A 16,733-nucleotide genomic window follows, 5' to 3' on the forward strand; every position below is an offset into this window, starting at 1 on the left:
CGTCACGACAGGGGCTTGCGGGGCAGACCGGGCGGGTTGATCTCCGAGGTGGCGACGGCCTCGCTGCCGAGGTTCCAGCGGTCCAGCACCTCGGCGTACGACCCGTTCCGGATCACCGTGTTCAGCGCCTCGTTGAGCGCGCGCACGAGCCCGTTGTCCTTGCGGGTCATGGCCGCGATGTCGGCCTTGACATCGCCCCCGCCCGACACCGACCCGACGATCCTGGTCGTGCCGCCGACGGCGACGTGGTAGGCGAGCGTCGGGTTCGGGCCCAGGTAGGCGTCGATGCGCCCGGAGTCCAGGGCGAGGTAGTAGTCGCCAGGGCTCTGGTAGTACCGGAAGTCCACGGGGGCGAGCCCGGCCGCGCGGTTCTGCTCGTCCCAGCGCAGCAGGATCTCCTCCTGGTTGGTGCCCGAACCCACCGAGATCGTGAGCCCGGCGACGTCCTTCGGCTCCGCGATCCGCTGGATCGGGGAGTCCTCGCGCACCTCGAACGACACGGTGTCGACGCGGTAGGTGGCGAAGTCGTACTTGTCCTTGCGCTCCTCGGTCACCGTGACGTTCGAGAAGCCGGCGTCGTACTGGCCGGACTCGACGGCGAGGAAGAGGTTCTCCCACGACGTCGGCTCCAGGTGCAGCTCCAGCCCGAGGACGTCGGCGACGAGATGGGCGATGTCCGGCTCGACACCGATCACGGTGGTGTCGTCGTCGGCGCGGAAGGACAGCGGGGGGTTGCCGGAGCCGGTGGTGCCGACCACGAGCCGGCCGCGGTCGCGGATCTCCTGCGGCACGAGCGCCGCGATCGCGTCCACTTTCTCGGCGCGCACCCGGTTCTGCTCTGGGCTCGTGTTCACCGTGGCGCCCGGCGGCGCGGCCCGCTGGGCGACCTGGTCCGGATCGGGGCCGGCGCACGCGACGGAGGCGAGCGTCAGCAGGACGGCGGCCAGGAGAGGGCTCCAGAACCTCGACACGTGATTTCCTCCGATGGGCTTCAGCGATGAACGCGTCAGGGATGAACTCAGTGGCGGACTGCGCCGAGGAACGCGCGAGTGCGTTCCTCTCGTGGTGCGTCGAGCACCTGGGCCGGCGGACCCTGCTCGACCACGCGGCCGGCGTCGAGGAACACCACGGTGTCGGCCGCCTCGCGGGCGAAGCCGATCTCGTGGGTGACGACGATCATGGTCGTGCCGGTGCCTGCGAGGTCGCGCATCACGTCGAGCACCTCGCCGACCAACTCCGGGTCGAGGGCCGACGTCGGTTCGTCGAAAAGCACGAGCTTCGGGCGCAGCGCGAGCGCCCGCGCGATCGCGACCCGCTGCTGCTGGCCGCCGGACAGCCGCCGCGGGTACTCGTCGGTCTTGTCGGCGAGCCCGACCCGGTCCAGCAGCTCCCGTGCGTGCGCGGTGGCAGCGGCGCGGTCGCGGCCCTGCGCCGACACCGGCGCCTCCACGACGTTCTCCAGCACCGTGATGTGCGGGAAGAGGTTGAAGCTCTGGAAGACGAACCCGATGTGCGTGCGCTGGCGCAGGATGTGCCGCTCCGACAGCTCGTGCAGCCGGTTGCCGGATCGGCGGTAGCCCATCAGCTCGCCGTCGACGAGGACGGACCCCTTGTCGACCTTCTCCAGGTGGTTGATCGCGCGCAGCAGCGTGGACTTGCCCGAGCCCGACGGCCCGAGCAGCACGGTGGCCTCGCCCCTGCGCACGGTGAGATCGATCCCGCGCAGGACTTCCAGCGCGCCGAAGCTCTTGTGGACGCCCCGCAGCTCCACCATGGGCGTACTCATGACGCGCCCCGCCGCAGGGTGGCCCGCAGCCGCTGGAGCGGGGTGGGGGGCAGTGCCCGCTGCGCGCCGCGGGCGTAGTGGCGCTCGACGTAGAACTGCGCGATGGACATGACCGTGGTGAGCGCGAGGTACCAGATGGCCGCGACGAGCAGCAGCGGGATCACCCGGCCGTTGCGCGTGTAGATCACCTGCACCTGGTAGAAGAGCTCGGACAGCGCCATGATGTAGACCACCGACGTGCCCTTGACCAGGCCGATAAGTTCGTTCCCCGCCGTCGGGACGATCGTGCGCATGGCCTGCGGCAGCTGGATCCGGCGGAACTGCCGCAGCTTCGGGATGCCCAGCGCCGCGGCCGCCTCGAGCTGGCCTGAGTCCACCGCGAGGAACCCGGCGCGCACCACCTCGGCGGCGTAGGCGGCCTGGTGCAGCGCGAGCCCCAGCACCGCCGCCGTCACGGGGCTGACCAGGTCCATCGTCCCGATCTCGACGAACGTCGGGCCGAACGGGACGCCGAACCCGATCGTCCGGTAGAGCAGCGCGAGGTTGTACCAGAAGAGCAGCTGCAGGATCAGCGGCACCGAGCGGAAGACCCAGATGTAGGTCCAGCTCACCGAGCGCAGGAGCGGGTTGGGCGACATGCGCATCACCGCGAGGACCGTGCCCAGCGCGAACCCGAGGACGATCCCCAGCACGGTGAGCTGCAACGTGAGCGCGACCGACCGCAGGATCGACGGCGCGAACAGGAACTGCCCGACCGTCGGCCAGTCCCACGCCGGGTTCGTGACCAGCGCGTTGATCGACATCGCGAGCAGCACGGCCACCACGGCCGTTGCCACCCACCGCCACGGGTGCCGGGCCGGGACGATCCGCAGCTCCTCGGCCGGGCCGTGCAGCACGGGGGCCGGCGCGACGTCCCTGGAGAGCGTCATGGCCTGATCACCTTCTCGAACGGGTGCGGGCCGATCCGCTCCGGCGGCAGGTCCGGGTCGTAGAGCGGGGTGTAGCCGGTGGCGAGGTAGAGCCCCTTCGCCTCCGGCTGGCGGGGTCCGGTCGTCAGGTGGATCCGTTGATAGCCGCGCGCGGCGATCTCCCTCTCCAGCTCGGCGAGCACCCGCCGGGCGAGGCCCCGGCGCCGGTGCGCCGAGTGCGTCCAGATCCGCTTCAGCTCGGCCGTGCGCCCGTCGAAGCGGCGGAACGCGCCCCCGGCCACCGGCTCGCCCCCTTCGAGCAGGAGGAGCAGGCCACCGTCGGGCGGCCCGAACTCGGCGGCGCCGCGCAGCGCCTCCTGGCGCAGGTCGCCCAAGGTGTGGCCGTAGCGGGTGGAGTACTCCCGGTCCAGCTCGGCGAGCAACGGCAGGACGAGCGGGTCGGTGTAGGCGACCAGGCGTGCGTCGAGTGCCGGTGCACTCATCGGATCCTCCGGAAGAAGGCAGGGGTGAACGCCCGCGACAGCGGTGTTCAGGGGAATGCGCGGAAGGATCAGCGACAGAGCGCGGTCTGCGTGCGGCACAGGTCGACGTGCCGCCGCCGCGACCCGGAAAAGCGCATGCGCAAACTTTATGTCGGCACTCGTGCGGGTTGTCAAGTCACGCGAAATGCCGCACACAATTGGCCGGACATGTTCGGCGTGAAATGTTCGGCGTGAAATGTTCGGGGGAAATGTCCGAGGGCTTTCGTGCACTCATGTCCAGCGGCGCAGCAGCCGGCGCTCGGCGAGACCGAGCAGGCCGTCGGTCACCTTGCCGAGCACCGCGAGCAGCACGATCGCGAGCAGCAGGATGTCGGTGCGGCCGGTGTTCTGGCTGTCGATGAGCAGGAAACCGAGCCCGATCGACGAGGCGATCAGTTCGGCGGCCACCAGGAAGAGCCAGCCCTGGGCGAGGCCCAGCCGCAGCCCCGCCAGCGCGCCGGGCGCGATCGCGGGCAGCTGGATCTGCAGGAACAGCCGCACGCCGGTGCGGCCGTACGCGTGGCCGACCTCGACGAGGTGCCGGTCGACGTGGGCGAGTGCCGCCGACACCGTGGTGTAGACGGGGAAGAACGCGCCGATCGCCACGAGCGTGATCTTCGGTGTCTCGCCGATGCCCAGCCAGAGCAGCAGCAGCGGCACCCACGCCAGTGACGGCACCGCCCGTACGGCTTGGATGGACGGCGCAAGGAGCGCCCGCGCCGGGCGGGAGAGCCCGACGATGCCGCCCAGCACCAGGCCGGCCCCCGCGCCGAAGGCGAACCCGGCGAGCACGCGCTGGGTGCTGATCGCGATGTGCAGCCACAGCTCGCCGCGGCGCAGGAGCTCCGCGAGCGCGGCGAGCACCGCACCCGGCGTGGGCAGCTGCGACGGCGAGAACTCGCCCGACGTCGCCAGTACCTGCCATGCCAGCACGAACAGCACCGGGACGACGAGCCCGAGCAGCGCGGACCCGGCGAGACCGCGGGCGCGGTGTGGCGCGACGGGCGGGGCCGGCGCGGGTCGGCGCTCGGTGAGCGTCATGATCCGGCCGAGGTGGCGCCTCGCGCCGCTTCGGCGAACCTCGGCTCGAACAGCGTGTCCAACGCGGTCCTCGCCTCCTGTTCCGAGCGCACCAGACCGTCGCTCACCAGCAGGGGCAGCAGCCGGGAGAGCACGGCGCGCTGCGGCTCGCCCGGCACCGGGTCGATGTCGAGCTGGGTGCGTGTGAGCAGCTGCTGGCGGGCGATCTCCGGCTTGATGCTCGCCGCCGTCGCGAGGGTCTGCACGGCCGCGTCCGGGTTCTCCTGGATCCAGGCACGGGCCCGCTCGTAGGCACGCACGACCGTCTGGGCGACGTCCGGCTTCTGCACCAGGAACTCCTCGTCGGCGTTCAGCAGTCCGTAGGAGTTGAAGTCGAGGTTGCGGTAGATCAGCCGGGACCCCACCTCCAGCTCGGTCTGCGCCATGAACGGGTCGAGCCCGGCCCATGCGGCGACGTCGCCGCGCTCGAGCGCGATCTTGCCGTCGGAGTGCTGGAGGTTGACGATCTCCACGTCCGACGCCGAGAGACCGGCCTGGGCGAGTGTCTGCAGGAGGAAGAAGTACGGGTCGGTGCCCTGGGTGGCCGCGATCTTCTGCCCGCGCAGCTGCGCCGGATCCGTGATCGTGGAGTCCCGCGGCACGACGATCGCCGACCACTCGGGGCGGCTGTAGACGTCGATCGAGCGGATCGGCGAACCGTTCGCCCTGGCCAGCAGCGCCGGCGTGCCCGCGGTGGAGCCGATGTCGATCGCGTTCGCGCGCAGGTTCTCGTTGGCCTTGTTGCTGCCCTGCGAGAGCACCCACTCGACGGAGCCGGGGCCGAGCTCCTGCTCGAGCCACCCCTGCTCCTTGATCACGAGGCTCTCGGGGTTGTAGTAGGCGTAGTCGAGGCGCACCTGGACGCCGGCCGGAGCCTGCGCGTCGACGGAGCCGTCGGCGTTCTCGCCGGAGACGCACCCGGCGAGCAGGCCGAATGCGGCGACGAGCCCACCGATGCGGGCGAGGAGGGGGAGCGAGCGGGTCATCGTGGTCTCCGGGTGGATCAGGGCTGGTGGCGGGGCACGCCGAGGCGGTCGAGCAGCTGGACGCGCAGTGCGGCGAGCACCGGGTCGGCGCGGTCGCGGGGACGGGCGCCGGGCACGTCGAGCGCGTGCCCGATGCCGGAACCGGCACCCGGCTGCGGGGGTGCGAGCACGACGACGCGGTCGGCGAGCTGGAGCGCCTCGTCGACGTCGTGGGTGACGAGCAGGACGGTGGCACCCGCCGCGCGCTGCAGGTCGTCGACGAGATCCTGCATGCGCAGGCGGGTGAGGGCGTCGAGGGCGGCGAACGGCTCGTCGAGCAGGAGCACGCCGGGACGGCGCACGAGGGCCCTGGCGAGCGCGGTGCGCTGGGCCATCCCGCCGGAGACCGCCCGCGGCCGGTACCCGGCGAACGCGGCCAGCCCGACGAGGTCGAGCGCGCGCTCCACCTCGGCCCGCCGCTCGGCCCGCGACCCGCCGTCCGGCAGGCCGAACGCGACGTTCTCGGAGAGGGTGCGCCACGGCAGCAGGCGCGGCTCCTGGAACACGACGGCCGCGCGCGGATCGATCCCCTCGACGCGTGCCCCGTCGATCAGCACCTCGCCCGACGTCGGACGATCGAGCCCGGCGACGAGCCGCAGCAGGGTCGACTTGCCGCACCCGGACGCGCCGAGCAGCGCGACCACCTCGCCCGCCGCGACGTCGAGGTCGATCCCGTCGAGGACGGTGTGCGCGTCGAAGGCGCGACCGACGCCGCGGAGCGTGACGGGAGCCGCGGCCAGCCGCGTGGCGGTGGTCTGCACGAAGAGATCCTTGTCGGGAGGAGGGGAGTGGGTCCGCTACCACCGACAGGCGGCGCTCACCCCGTACCCGAGGTCGAGCCACAGCCGGGCGGCGAGATCCTCGCCTGCTCCACGGTCCGTGTGCGCCACGACGGCACGCTATTCGGCGCAGGTGGTCCGGGGCAAACGCCGTGACGGGGATCATCGCCCCTTGTCGGTGCGGCGAGCCGCGCATAGCGTCGATTGCGTGGTGGGAACACCGTTGGTAGGTCGCCGGTTCATCGATCTGATGCGGGTGCACAGTGCCCGTTGTCGGAACTGACCGGACATTTCATTCGACCCGTCATCCGTTCCGCCCGAGAGGCAGGAAATGCCTGATCACCTTCATCTCGCGGTCGCGCTCGACGGTGCCGGTTGGCACCCCGCCGCGTGGCGCGAGCCGAACGCCCGGCCCCGTGACCTGTTCTCGCCCCGCTACTGGGCCGATCTCGTCCGCACCGCCGAGCGCGGCCTGCTCGACCTCGTGACGATCGACGACGCGTTCGGCATCCAGACCCATCGCATCGGCGTGCCGGACGATCGCGTGGACGAGGTGCGGGGCCGGCTCGACGCGCTGCTGATCGCGTCCTTCGTCGCGCCGCTGACGTCGCGAATCGGACTGGTGCCGACCGTGACCACGACCCACACCGAGCCGTTCCACGTCTCGAAGGCGCTCGCGACCCTCGACCACACCTCGCTCGGGCGGGCCGGCTGGCAGGCCAGGGTGTCCGGCTCGGCCGCCGAGGCCGCGCTCGTCGGCAGGCGCGTCATCAGCGGGTACGACCCGCGCATCCTCGCGGCCGCCGACCTGCCGGCCGAGCTGCGCGACCTGTTCGACGAGGCCGCGGACGTGATCGACGTCGTGCGCAGGCTGTGGGACTCCTGGGAGGACGACGCCGAGATCCGCGACGTCGCCACCCGCCGGTTCATCGACCGTTCCAAGGTGCACCACGTCGACTTCGAGGGCCGCTTCTTCTCCGTGCGCGGCCCGTCGATCACGCCGCGGCCCCCGCAGGGGCAGCCGGTGGTGAGCGTGCTCGCCCACCGCCGCGAGCCGTACGAGCTGGCCGCCCGCGCCGCCGACCTGGTGTTCGTGACGCCCACCGCGGCTCGTGGCGCCGAGGCGCTGCTCGGTGACGTCGCCCGGGCGGTCGCCGACGTCGGGCGGGACGGGGAGCCGCTGCACGTCTACGCCGACGTCGTGGCGGCGCTCGACGGCCCGGGGGAGTCGGGCGCGGACCGGCTGCGCCGCCTCGACGACGTGGCGGGCGAGCCGTACACCAGCGACACCACCGTCTTCGGCGGGTCGGCCGCCGAGCTGGCCGATCTCGTCGCCTCCTGGCAGGCGCTGGGCTACCGCGGGGTGCGGCTGCGGCCTGCGGCGCTGCCCGGCGACCTCGACCGGATCGTCACCGACCTCGTGCCCGAGCTGCAGCGGCGCGGCCTGCACCGCACGTCCTACCCGGAGGTCTCCTCCCTGCGCGGGCTGCTGGGCCTGCCGACCGCCGTCCCCAACCGCTACGCAGAGGCCGTCTGACATGAGCACCCGCAAGCAGATCATCCTCGGCGCCTACCTGGGCGGCGTGAACCACCACACCGCCTGGTGGCACCCCGACGCCGGTAGCCAGATCGACTTCTCCACGTTCGAGCACACCGCGCGCACCGCCGAGCGCGGCAGGTTCGACTTCTTCTTCCTCGCCGAGGGCCTCGCGCTGCGCGAGCGCGCCGGGAAGATCTTCGATCAGGACATCGTCGGGCGTCCGGACACGCTGCCGGTGCTCGCGTCGCTCGCGGCCGTCACCACCCACCTCGGCCTCGCCGGCACGATCAACGCCACCTTCAACGAGCCCTACGAGCTGGCCCGGCAGTTCGCCACGCTCGACCACCTCTCGGGCGGCCGGACCGCCTGGAACGTCGTCACGTCGTTCGACGCGTTCACCGGCCGGAACTTCCGCCGAGGCGGCTTCCTCGACCGGTCCCGGCGTTACGAGCGGGCCGCCGAGATGATCGAGGCGCTGCGCACGCTGTGGGACTCGTGGGACGACGAGGACCTGGTCGCGGACAAGGCGACCGGCCGCTTCCTCCGCAGGCCCGACGCCGGCACGTTCGCGATCAAGGGCAACCAGTTCGACATCCACGGCCGGTTCACCGTGCCCCGCAGCCCGCAGGGCCGCCCGGTGATCCTGCAGGCGGGTGTCTCGCCGGAGGGCAGGGACTTCGCCGCCCGCCATTCCGACGCGATCTTCTCGCCCTTCGGGAAGCTGCCGGAGGCCGCGGACTTCTACCGCGACGTCAAGGCCCGCGCGGCGAAGTTCGGCCGGAACCCCGACGACCTCAAGATCCTCCCGTCGGCGAGCTTCGTGCTCGGCGACACCGAGGCCGAGGCAGGGGAGCGCTACCGGGAGGTCCGCGAGCAGCAGATCACGGGCCGGACCGCGCTCATCCTGCTCGAGCAGGTCTGGAACCGCGACCTGTCCGGCTACGACCCCGACGGGCCGCTGCCCGACGTCGACCCCGACCCGGACGCGCCGCCGATCATCGAGGGCCGCGCGTTCGTCCACCAGGACCGGTTCGCCACCGTGGCGCGCTGGCGGGAGATCGCCGAGGCGAAGAAGCTCAGCCTCCGCGAGCTGGTGATCGACCAGTTCGAGCGCGGCCCGTTCGTCGGCACGCCGGCGCAGGTGGCACAGCAGATCGACGACTTCGTGCAGGACGACGGGTCCGACGGGCTGATCATCGGCTCGCACCTCGTGCCGCGGGGGCTCGACGAGTTCGTCGACCGGGTCGTGCCGCTGCTCCAGGAACGCGGCTCCCTGCGCGCCGAGTACACGGGCACGACGCTGCGCGACAACCTCGGCCTGCCGCCGTTGCCGCGCCGCTCCGGGAGCGCGGCCGCCGCCGTGTAGTCAGAACCGGTGCGGCCGGACGTACGGTGCTCGGTATGCGGCCCTATCGCTGGTGGATGGTCGCCGCACTCGCGGTCACCGCGACGGCCGGCTACGGGGTTCTCACCTACGCGTTCGCCGTCCTGCTCGTGCCGATGCAGGAGGCGCTGGGTGCCGATCGCACGGTCGTCACCGGCGCCCAGACCGTCTCGTTGCTGGCGGCGGCACTCGCCGCGGTGCCGGCCGGTCGCTGGCTCGACCGGTGGGGCGGACGCGTGCTCATGGTCGGCTGCTCGGTGCTCGCGACGCTGCTCCTGCTCGCCTGGTCGCAGGTGACCAGCATCGTCGCGCTGTACGCGGTGTTGTTCGGGCTCGGGGTCGCGTCCGCGGGCGTGCTGTACGAGGCGGCGTTCGCCGTGGTCGTCACCTGGTTCTGCGACGCCCGGCGCGGGACGGCGATGCTGGCGATCACGATCGCGGGCGGCTTCGCCTCGACGATCTTCATGCCGCTCACCGCGGTGCTGGTCGAGGCGTACGGCTGGCGGCAGGCGCTGGTCGTCCTGGCCGTGGTCTACGGCGGGCTCACCGTCCCGCTGCACATGCTGGTGCGGCGGCCGCCGCACTTCGCACCGCAGCGCCGCGAGGCCAGGAGGACCACGGCGAGCGCCGTGCGCGATCCCGGCTACTGGCTGATCGCGGGCGTCTTCGTCGCCCAGGGGATCGGCATCTTCGTCGTCGGGGTCCACCTGGTGGCGTACCTGCGCGAGCTCGGCCACGCCCCGACGGTCGCCGCGAACGTCGCGGGCCTGCTGGGCGTGATGTCGGTGACCGGGCGCGTGGTGACGACGTTCGCGGCCCGCCGGTACGGCATGACGGTGTTGGCCGTCGTCTTCGCCCTCCAGGCGGTCGGGCTGGCGCTGCTGCCGGTCGTGGGGAACGCGCTGGCGCCGGCCGTCGCGTGCGTGCTGGCCATCGGGCTCGGCTTCGGCGTGAGCACGATCGCCCGGCCCGCGCTGCTCGCCGAGCGGTACGGCGTGGCCGGTTACGCCACCCTCGCCGGGCTGCTGGCGGCGGTCCTCACGGTGACCAAGGCCCTCGTGCCGCTGGGCGCCGCGTGGCTGCGCACGGTCGCAGGCAGCTACACGCCGGTCATGGCGATCTCCGCGGCAGGCGGGCTCATCGGCGCCGCCGGGCTGCTCGCGCTCCGCCGCGTGCGCTCGGCCCCTGGCGTCAGCGCTTGATCACCGGTCGCCGGTGGCCAGGTGGGTCAGAGCGCGCGCGGGCGGCCGGCCAGCGTGCCGGTGACGGCCTGGGCCACCACCACCGCGAGCAGCACGGCGAAGGGGACGGTCCAGCCGCCCGTGGTGTCGTGCAGCAGCCCGATGAGGAACGGGCCGGTGCCGGCGATCACGTAGCCGATGCCCTGCGCCATGCCCGACAGGTCCGCGGTGCGTTCGGCGGACGACGCCCGCAGCGCGATGACCGTCAGGGCGAGGGAGAAGACGCTCATCCCGAGCCCGACCAGCAGCACCCAGGGCAGGGCCTGCACCGGGCCGGCGGTGGGGACCACTAGGAACCCGAGGAGCCCTGCCGCGCCGCACGCGCTGAGCGCGAGGATCCAGCCGCTCTGGCCCCGGGCCCGGCCCGCCAGCGGCGGCACCAGGAGGCTGACCGGGAGGGCGACGATCGACAGCAGGCCGAGCAGCAGGCCTGCGTCGGTGCGGCTCACCCCGCGGTCCATCAACGCGAGGGGCAGCCAGTTCATCACGGCGAACGCGACGAACGCCTGCAGGCCGAAGAACGCGGTCACGGTCCACGCCAGCGGCGAGCGGAGCAGGGAGGGGCGGTCGTCGTCGCGGGCCGGTCCAGCAGCCGGGATGGCGGGGCGCCCGCACGCGAGCCATCCCGCGAGCGCGACCGCGCCGAGGACGGCCCAGCCCGCGAGGGCTGCCCGCCAGCCGCCGAGGGCCGCGGCGAGCAGCGGGGTGAGCGCGAACCCGACCGTCGCACCGGCCTGGAGCGCGGCCGTGTAGAGGCCGGTGATCAGGCCGACGCGGGTGGGGAAGCCGGCCCGCACGACCACGGGCACGAGCACGCCCGCGACGGCGACGCCGCTCGTCGCGACAACCGTGGCGGCGATCATCAGGGTCGGGCCGCCGAGGACCCGCAGCACCAGCCCGGCGGTGATGGCCGCGAGCGCCACGACGATCGCGCCGCGCAGCCCGACCCTGCGGGAGAGCCGCGGCGCGACGGCGCCCGCCGCGGCGAGGCACAGGACCGGCACGGTGGTGAGCAGCCCGACCCAGCCCGCGGTCGCCGCGAACGCCGCCCGCACCTGGTCGAGCACCGGGCCGACGCTGGTGATCGCGGGTCGCAGGTTGAACGCCACGAGGATCACCGCGACGGCGAGCAACACCGGCCCGGGCCGAGTCCGGCGGGTCGGGGTCGTCCGCTCTGCCACGTCGCCCATCTTGGCGTGCGTGCGCGTGGACGTCGTCGATCGATCCGGCGTTCTGCACCGACGAGGAGCGCGCAGCCCTCGCCCTGTCCCGTCCGAGGTGGCTAGCGCGGACGTGCTGCCCCGGCGTCGGTGAGCTGCCGCACGCGTTCCAGCAGCGCCGCGAGCAGGCCGGCGTCGGTGCCCAGCTCGGCGGTCAACGACTCGCCCACCGTGGCCACGGCGGGGGCGAGCCGGGCGTGCTCGGCGCGCCCGTGTTCGGAGAGGAACACCAGCACGCGGCGGCGGTCGGCGTCGTCGACCCTGCGGTAGACCAGCGCTCGGTCGACCAGCCGGTCGACGATCTTCGTGAGCGTCGGCGCGGGCACCATGGCCCGGGCGGCGATCTCGCTCATCGGGTGGCCCGCGCCGTCGGCCAGGTGGGTGAGCACGCGCCACTGGTCGAGGGTGGGGCCGTCCGGGCCGAGTGCGGCCTCCACCCGGCGCGAGACCAGGTGCTCGACCTGGCTGAGCAGTTCCGGTAGGGACATTCCCACCTCCTCGCGATACGAGTTCGTGACACGGCGCCGCGCCCGGCGAACACTGTCATCGTAAACACTGTCATCTCGAACCGAACGACCTGATCGAGGCGGGAGGTCGGATGGGGCGGGACGCGGTCGAGATCGCCTTCGTGGTGCCGCGCAGTGGCCCGGCGGGCATCGTCGGCCCGTCGTGCGAGGCGTGCGGGCTGCTCGCCGCCGACGAGATCAACGCGACGGGCGGCCTGCTGGGCCGTGAGCTGCGGCTGCGGATCGTCGACGGCGGGCGCGCGCCGAGGGCGGTCGCTCGGGAGGTGGACGCGCTCGTCTCGGCCGGTGCCGTGGAAGGTGTCACCGGCTGGCACATCTCGGCGGTCCGCCAGGTGGTGGCGCCCGTCGTGTCCGGGCGGGTCCCGTACGTCTACAGCCCGCTCTACGAGGGCGGCGAGCGCACGCCCGGCGTCTTCCTCGCGGGCGAGACACCCGATCGCCAGCTGCTGCCCGCCCTGACCTGGATGGCGCGCGAGGTCGGGGTCCGCACCTGGTGCGTGGTCGGCGACGACTACGTCTGGCCGATCGCGTCCGCGCGGGCGGCGCGCGACTACGCCCGTCGCAGCGCCGACGTGGACGTCGTCGACGAGGTGTTCGTCCCGCTGGGCACTCCCGACTTCGGCCCGGCCGTGCGGCGGGTGGAGCGCAGCGGCGCGCAAGGGGTGCTGATGCTGCTGGTCGGCTCGGACGCGGTGCTGTTCAACCGGGCTTTCGCCGCCGCAGGGCTCGACGCCGCGTGCGTGCGGTTCAGCCCGCTCATGGAGGAGAACATGGTGCTGGCCACCGGGGCGGATGCCACCCGCGACCTGTACGCGTCCGCGGGGTTCTTCGAGGCGCTGCCGACGGCGTCGGGCCTGGAGTTCTCGCGCCGCTACGCCGAGCGGTTCGGGGTGGATGCGCCCGTGCTCGGCTCGCTGGGCGAGTCCTGCTATGAGGGCGTGACGCTGCTCGCGCGGCTCGCCGAGCGGGCCGGTTCCCTGGCGCCGGGGGAGTGGGCCGCGGCGGCAGACACGCTCGCGTACGACAGCCCGCGTGGCACGGTGCGGATGACCGGGAACCACCTCGTGCAGAGCGTCTACCTGGCCCGGGCCGACGGGCTGGACCTCGACGTGCTCGCGCAGCTGACGCCTTGACGGAACCTTTCTATCGCAATAGTTTCATCTGACAGTTTCTGCTCTCCGTCCCGAGGTTGCCGTGCCGACCTACGCCTTCCGCTGTCCGCGCTGCGGCGAGTTCGAGGTCCGTCGCCCCATGGCCGAGTCCGCGTGCGACGCGACCTGCCCCGACTGCGCGCTCCCGGCCACCCGCGTGTTCGGCGCCCCCGCACTGCGCGGGCTCGACCCGACCGTGCGGCGGGCGCTCGACGCCGGTGCCCGCAGCGCCGAATCCCCGCAGGTCGTGACGTCGGTGCCGGGGCGCTCCCGGCGCGCCACGCCGCTCTCGACGGATCCCCGTCACGCCCGCCTGCCCCGGCCCTGAACCCGTTCCCAGGAGGCCCGCATGCCCGATGTCGTCTTCTCCGTCGACCAGGCCCGTTCGATGCGCGACCAGGCGGTGCCCGGCCACAACCGGTGGCATCCCGACATCCCGCCGGCCGTCACGGTGCGGCCCGGGCAGTCGATCCGCGTGGAGTGCCGGGAGTGGACCGACGGCCAGATCGGCAACAACGACTCGGCGAACGACGTGCGCGACGTCGACCTCACGCACGCCCACATGCTCTCCGGACCGATCCACGTCGACGGCGCCGAACCGGGTGACCTGCTCGTCGTCGACATCCTCGACCTGGGCCCGGTGCCGCAGGAGTCCGGCGACGCACCCGGCCAGGGCTGGGGCTACACCGGGATCTTCGCCAAGGACAACGGCGGCGGCTTCCTCACCGACCGCTTCCCCGACGCCTACAAGGCGATCTGGGACTTCGCCGGGCAGAAGTGCACGTCCCGGCACATCCCCGGGGTGGAGTTCACCGGGATCACCCACCCCGGCCTCTTCGGTACCGCGCCCTCGCCGGAGCTCCTCGGCCGGTGGAACGCGCGGGAACGCGCGCTGATCGCCACCGACCCCGACCGCGTGCCCCCGCTCGCGCTGCCGCCGCTGGAGGAGAACGCGCTCGGCGGCACCGCGTCCGGCGACGCGCTCGCCGCCATCGCCCGTGACGGCGCCCGCACGGTGCCGGCCAGGGAGAACGGCGGCAACCACGACATCAAGAACTTCACCCGCGGCTCGCGCGTCTTCTACCCGGTGCACGTGCCGGGCGCGCTGTTCTCCGGCGGCGACCTGCACTTCAGCCAGGGCGATGGCGAGATCACCTTCTGCGGCGCCATCGAGATGGGCGGCTTCATCGACTTCCACGTCGACCTGATCAAGGGCGGCATGCAGACGTACGGGGTGACGACGAACCCGATCCTGATGCCGGGGAACGTCGAGCCGCGCTACTCGGAGTTCCTCACGTTCATCGGGATCGGCGTCGACCACGGGAGCGACACGCAGCTCTACAACGACGCCACCGCGGCCTACCGCAACGCGTGCCTCAACGCGGTGGAGTACCTGACGAAGTTCGGCTACTCCGGCGCCCAGGCCTACCTCCTGCTCGGCGCGGCGCCCATCGAGGGCAGGGTCAGCGGGGTGGTCGACATCCCGAACGCCTGCTGCTCCCTCTACCTGCCCACGGCGATCTTCGACTTCGACATCCGGCCGTCCGCCTCGGGGCCCGTCTCGGCCGACCGGGGGAGCTGCGCGGTGTCGTCATGACGGCCCTTGCGCGGCCGGCATCGGCGGAGCACGGTCGGAACCCCTCGTCAAGGAGGTTCCCGTGATTGGACCAGACGCCCCGTACGACGTCCACGAGATCCCGGACTTCACGCTGGCCTGCGGCGCCACGCTGCGTCCCGCCCGGATCGCCTACCAGACCTACGGGACGCTCAACGCGGCGAAGGACAACGCGATCGTCTATCCGACCTGGTACTCGGGCCGCCACTGGGACAACGAGTGGCTCATCGGCGAGGACAAGGCGCTGAACCCCGACCGCTGGTTCATCATCGTCCCGAACATGCTCGGCAACGGCCTCTCCTCGTCGCCGTCGAACACACCGCCCCCGTGGGATCGCGCCCGGTTCCCGCAGATCGCGGTGCGGGACAACGTCGCCGCGCAGCACCGGATCGTCACCGAGGTGTTCGGCATCGAGACGCTGCAGCTCGTGCTCGGCTGGTCGATGGGAGCGGGGCAGACCTACCAGTGGGCGGTCAGCCACCCGGAGATGGTCCAGCGGATCCTGCCGTTCTGCGGATCGCCGCGGACCGCGCCGCACAACAAGGTGTTCCTCGACTCGTTGCGCCACGCCCTGCGCGCCGACGCCGCCTTCGCCGAGGGGTGGTACGAACCCGACGCCCTCCCCGTGCGCGGCCTGCGCGCGTTCGCCCGGATCTACGCGGGCTGGGGCTTCTCGCAGGCGTTCTACTGGGACGAGGTGTGGCGCGAGCTCGGCCACACCTCCCTGGAGGACTTCGCGGTCGGGTTCTGGGAGGGCTTCTTCCTCGACGGGAGGGACCCGAACAACCTGCTCACGATGCTCGACACCTGGTGGAACGGCGACGTGGGCGCCACCCCCGGCTTCGCGTCCACCGAGGAGGCCCTCGCTTCCATCCGAGCACGGGCGATCGTCATGCCGGCGGAGAAGGACCTCTACTTCCCGCCCGAGGACGAACAGTGGGCCGTCTCGCACATGAAGACCGCCGAGCTGCGGGTGATCCCCGGTGTCTGGGGGCACTTCGCGGGCGGTGGGGCGAACCCGGTCGACACGGCGTTCATCGACCAGGCGGTCGGGGAGCTCCTCTCGAGGTGATCCTTCCGAACGGGCCGACCCGGAAGCACAATGGGGGGATGGACGGGCGGGAGTCTGTCGGCAGGCGGTACGCCGAGCACCTCACCGATCACGACCTGTTGGTCCTCACCGGGGGGCGCGCCGACCAGGTGGCGGCGCTGCGGCGGGAGCCGACCCTGGTGCTGGACCTGCTGGACCGGCCGGGGGTCGCCGACGCGATTGTCGCAGCGCGGCCGGACGAGGCGGCGCGCTTCCGGTACCTGTCACCGTTCCTCGTGTTCGCCGCGGCGGTGCACCGCGTCGGAAGTTCCCTCGTCGGGCGTCACTACGTGGCCGATCGTGCGGGCCCGCGCTCGCGGGTGCCGGTCTTCGACGCGCCGGTCCTGGCGGCGTTCGCCACCGAGCCTGCGCACCGGCTCTTCCTCGCCGAGCTGCTGGCGTCCTACTCCCGCGTCATGTCGGGGACGGTCTGGCGCCGCGGTGCTCGTGGCTGGCGACGCCAGCGGTGGAACGAGCTCGACCTCCCGCGCCTCGCCGGCCTGCTCGAGGTCGTGACTCCGGTCGAGCAGCCGGGCGTCTGGCGCCGCATCGGCGACGGTGCCCTGTTCCTCGCCGGGGTGTTCCCCGAGTACGCGGAGCGGACCATGGGCATGGTCGAGGTCGCGCGGTTGCAGCGCGCCACCGGCCTGCGCCTCGCATCGGCCGACGGCGGCGTCGGCGACCTGCTCGAGGAGCTGGCCGGACGGGCCTACGAGAAGGCGGGGGCCGGGGTGCCGCGCGGGGTCGTCGAGTCGCCGCGCACGGCACGCCGCGTGCTGACGCTGGTCGCCGACCGGTACCTGTTCCCGGTCACGATCGACTGGCTGCCGGCGCCCGGGGCCTGA

The 16,733-nt window shown here is 72.6% G+C and carries 17 protein-coding genes; 8 read left to right on the forward strand and 9 right to left on the reverse strand.

Translation table 11 applies throughout. The features are described from left to right. Positions 1-2 precede the first annotated feature (2 nt). The 7 genes from FHX44_RS32845 to FHX44_RS32875 form a co-directional block, all read right to left on the reverse strand. Positions 3-971: an ABC transporter substrate-binding protein gene (locus FHX44_RS32845; protein WP_147259331.1), complete on the reverse strand. Its 969-nt coding sequence runs from the start codon at positions 969-971 to the stop codon at positions 3-5. A gap of 47 nt (positions 972-1,018) precedes the next feature. Further along, positions 1,019-1,786: an amino acid ABC transporter ATP-binding protein gene (locus FHX44_RS32850; protein ID WP_147259332.1), complete on the reverse strand. Its 768-nt coding sequence runs from the start codon at positions 1,784-1,786 to the stop codon at positions 1,019-1,021. Then, entirely contained in the window at positions 1,783-2,715 is a 933-nt protein-coding gene (locus FHX44_RS32855; protein ID WP_147259333.1) for an amino acid ABC transporter permease, read from the reverse strand. Before FHX44_RS32855 ends, FHX44_RS32850 begins: the two co-directional genes overlap by 4 nt. Then, positions 2,712-3,197, reverse strand: a complete 486-nt coding sequence (locus FHX44_RS32860) for a GNAT family N-acetyltransferase (RefSeq protein WP_147259334.1) — start codon at positions 3,195-3,197, stop codon at positions 2,712-2,714. Before FHX44_RS32860 ends, FHX44_RS32855 begins: the two co-directional genes overlap by 4 nt. Before the next feature lie 270 nt (positions 3,198-3,467). Beyond that, positions 3,468-4,277, reverse strand: a complete 810-nt coding sequence (locus FHX44_RS32865) for an ABC transporter permease (protein ID WP_147259335.1) — start codon at positions 4,275-4,277, stop codon at positions 3,468-3,470. Continuing rightward, a complete protein-coding gene (locus tag FHX44_RS32870) occupies positions 4,274-5,302 on the reverse strand; it encodes an aliphatic sulfonate ABC transporter substrate-binding protein (RefSeq protein WP_147259336.1) in 1,029 nt (342 codons plus the stop codon). The genes FHX44_RS32865 and FHX44_RS32870 overlap by 4 nt, the downstream gene beginning before the upstream one ends. Before the next feature lie 17 nt (positions 5,303-5,319). After that, positions 5,320-6,102: an ABC transporter ATP-binding protein gene (locus FHX44_RS32875; protein ID WP_246170717.1), complete on the reverse strand. Its 783-nt coding sequence runs from the start codon at positions 6,100-6,102 to the stop codon at positions 5,320-5,322. A gap of 349 nt (positions 6,103-6,451) precedes the next feature. Here FHX44_RS32875 and FHX44_RS32880 point away from each other — a divergent pair, with 349 nt between their 5' ends. Genes FHX44_RS32880 through FHX44_RS32890 form a run of 3 tightly spaced genes read left to right on the forward strand, consistent with a single transcriptional unit; the run spans position 6,452 to position 10,246 of the window. Continuing rightward, positions 6,452-7,657: an LLM class flavin-dependent oxidoreductase gene (locus FHX44_RS32880; RefSeq protein ID WP_147259337.1), complete on the forward strand. Its 1,206-nt coding sequence runs from the start codon at positions 6,452-6,454 to the stop codon at positions 7,655-7,657. Between the two features lies 1 nt (position 7,658). Continuing rightward, entirely contained in the window at positions 7,659-9,026 is a 1,368-nt protein-coding gene (locus FHX44_RS32885; RefSeq protein ID WP_147259338.1) for an NtaA/DmoA family FMN-dependent monooxygenase, read from the forward strand. A 35-nt stretch (positions 9,027-9,061) separates the two neighbouring features. Next, the gene (locus tag FHX44_RS32890) at positions 9,062-10,246 is read left to right on the forward strand and encodes an MFS transporter (RefSeq protein ID WP_147259339.1); all 1,185 of its coding nucleotides are present in this window, start codon (positions 9,062-9,064) and stop codon (positions 10,244-10,246) included. Between the two features lie 26 nt (positions 10,247-10,272). Here the strand turns inward: FHX44_RS32890 and FHX44_RS32895 are convergent, their stop codons facing one another. Both FHX44_RS32895 and FHX44_RS32900 read right to left on the reverse strand, forming a co-directional pair. Next, positions 10,273-11,475, reverse strand: coding sequence for an MFS transporter (locus FHX44_RS32895; protein ID WP_147259340.1), 1,203 nt, complete (start codon positions 11,473-11,475; stop codon positions 10,273-10,275). Positions 11,476-11,567: 92 nt separating this feature from the next. Continuing rightward, complete coding sequence (locus FHX44_RS32900; RefSeq protein WP_147259341.1) at positions 11,568-11,993, reverse strand: MarR family winged helix-turn-helix transcriptional regulator; 426 nt, start codon at positions 11,991-11,993, stop codon at positions 11,568-11,570. Positions 11,994-12,103: 110 nt separating this feature from the next. Here FHX44_RS32900 and FHX44_RS32905 point away from each other — a divergent pair, with 110 nt between their 5' ends. From FHX44_RS32905 to FHX44_RS32925, 5 genes are all read left to right on the forward strand, one after another. Then, the gene (locus tag FHX44_RS32905) at positions 12,104-13,165 is read left to right on the forward strand and encodes a substrate-binding domain-containing protein (protein ID WP_147259342.1); all 1,062 of its coding nucleotides are present in this window, start codon (positions 12,104-12,106) and stop codon (positions 13,163-13,165) included. Between the two features lie 61 nt (positions 13,166-13,226). Then, positions 13,227-13,511, forward strand: coding sequence for an FmdB family zinc ribbon protein (locus FHX44_RS32910; RefSeq protein WP_147259343.1), 285 nt, complete (start codon positions 13,227-13,229; stop codon positions 13,509-13,511). Positions 13,512-13,532: 21 nt separating this feature from the next. Next, complete coding sequence (gene fmdA, locus FHX44_RS32915) at positions 13,533-14,780, forward strand: formamidase (RefSeq protein ID WP_147259344.1); 1,248 nt, start codon at positions 13,533-13,535, stop codon at positions 14,778-14,780. Between the two features lie 64 nt (positions 14,781-14,844). Beyond that, positions 14,845-15,870: an alpha/beta fold hydrolase gene (locus tag FHX44_RS32920; protein WP_212613086.1), complete on the forward strand. Its 1,026-nt coding sequence runs from the start codon at positions 14,845-14,847 to the stop codon at positions 15,868-15,870. A gap of 38 nt (positions 15,871-15,908) precedes the next feature. After that, positions 15,909-16,733, forward strand: a complete 825-nt coding sequence (locus tag FHX44_RS32925; protein WP_147259346.1) for a hypothetical protein — start codon at positions 15,909-15,911, stop codon at positions 16,731-16,733.

This window comes from Pseudonocardia hierapolitana (genome assembly GCF_007994075.1).
GTDB classification, from domain to species: Bacteria; Actinomycetota; Actinomycetes; order Mycobacteriales; family Pseudonocardiaceae; genus Pseudonocardia; species Pseudonocardia hierapolitana.

Coding starts and splice junctions, on each gene's coding strand:
- FHX44_RS32850 (WP_147259332.1), bottom strand. CDS start 1,786: ATGAGTACGCCCATGGTGGAGCTGCGGGGCGTCCACAAGAGCTTCGGC.
- FHX44_RS32855 (WP_147259333.1), bottom strand. CDS start 2,715: ATGACGCTCTCCAGGGACGTCGCGCCGGCCCCCGTGCTGCACGGCCCG.
- FHX44_RS32860 (WP_147259334.1), bottom strand. CDS start 3,197: ATGAGTGCACCGGCACTCGACGCACGCCTGGTCGCCTACACCGACCCG.
- FHX44_RS32865 (WP_147259335.1), bottom strand. CDS start 4,277: ATGACGCTCACCGAGCGCCGACCCGCGCCGGCCCCGCCCGTCGCGCCA.
- FHX44_RS32870 (WP_147259336.1), bottom strand. CDS start 5,302: ATGACCCGCTCGCTCCCCCTCCTCGCCCGCATCGGTGGGCTCGTCGCC.
- FHX44_RS32880 (WP_147259337.1), top strand. CDS start 6,452: ATGCCTGATCACCTTCATCTCGCGGTCGCGCTCGACGGTGCCGGTTGG.
- FHX44_RS32885 (WP_147259338.1), top strand. CDS start 7,659: ATGAGCACCCGCAAGCAGATCATCCTCGGCGCCTACCTGGGCGGCGTG.
- FHX44_RS32890 (WP_147259339.1), top strand. CDS start 9,062: ATGCGGCCCTATCGCTGGTGGATGGTCGCCGCACTCGCGGTCACCGCG.
- FHX44_RS32895 (WP_147259340.1), bottom strand. CDS start 11,475: ATGGGCGACGTGGCAGAGCGGACGACCCCGACCCGCCGGACTCGGCCC.
- FHX44_RS32900 (WP_147259341.1), bottom strand. CDS start 11,993: ATGTCCCTACCGGAACTGCTCAGCCAGGTCGAGCACCTGGTCTCGCGC.
- FHX44_RS32905 (WP_147259342.1), top strand. CDS start 12,104: ATGGGGCGGGACGCGGTCGAGATCGCCTTCGTGGTGCCGCGCAGTGGC.
- fmdA (WP_147259344.1), top strand. CDS start 13,533: ATGCCCGATGTCGTCTTCTCCGTCGACCAGGCCCGTTCGATGCGCGAC.
- FHX44_RS32925 (WP_147259346.1), top strand. CDS start 15,909: ATGGACGGGCGGGAGTCTGTCGGCAGGCGGTACGCCGAGCACCTCACC.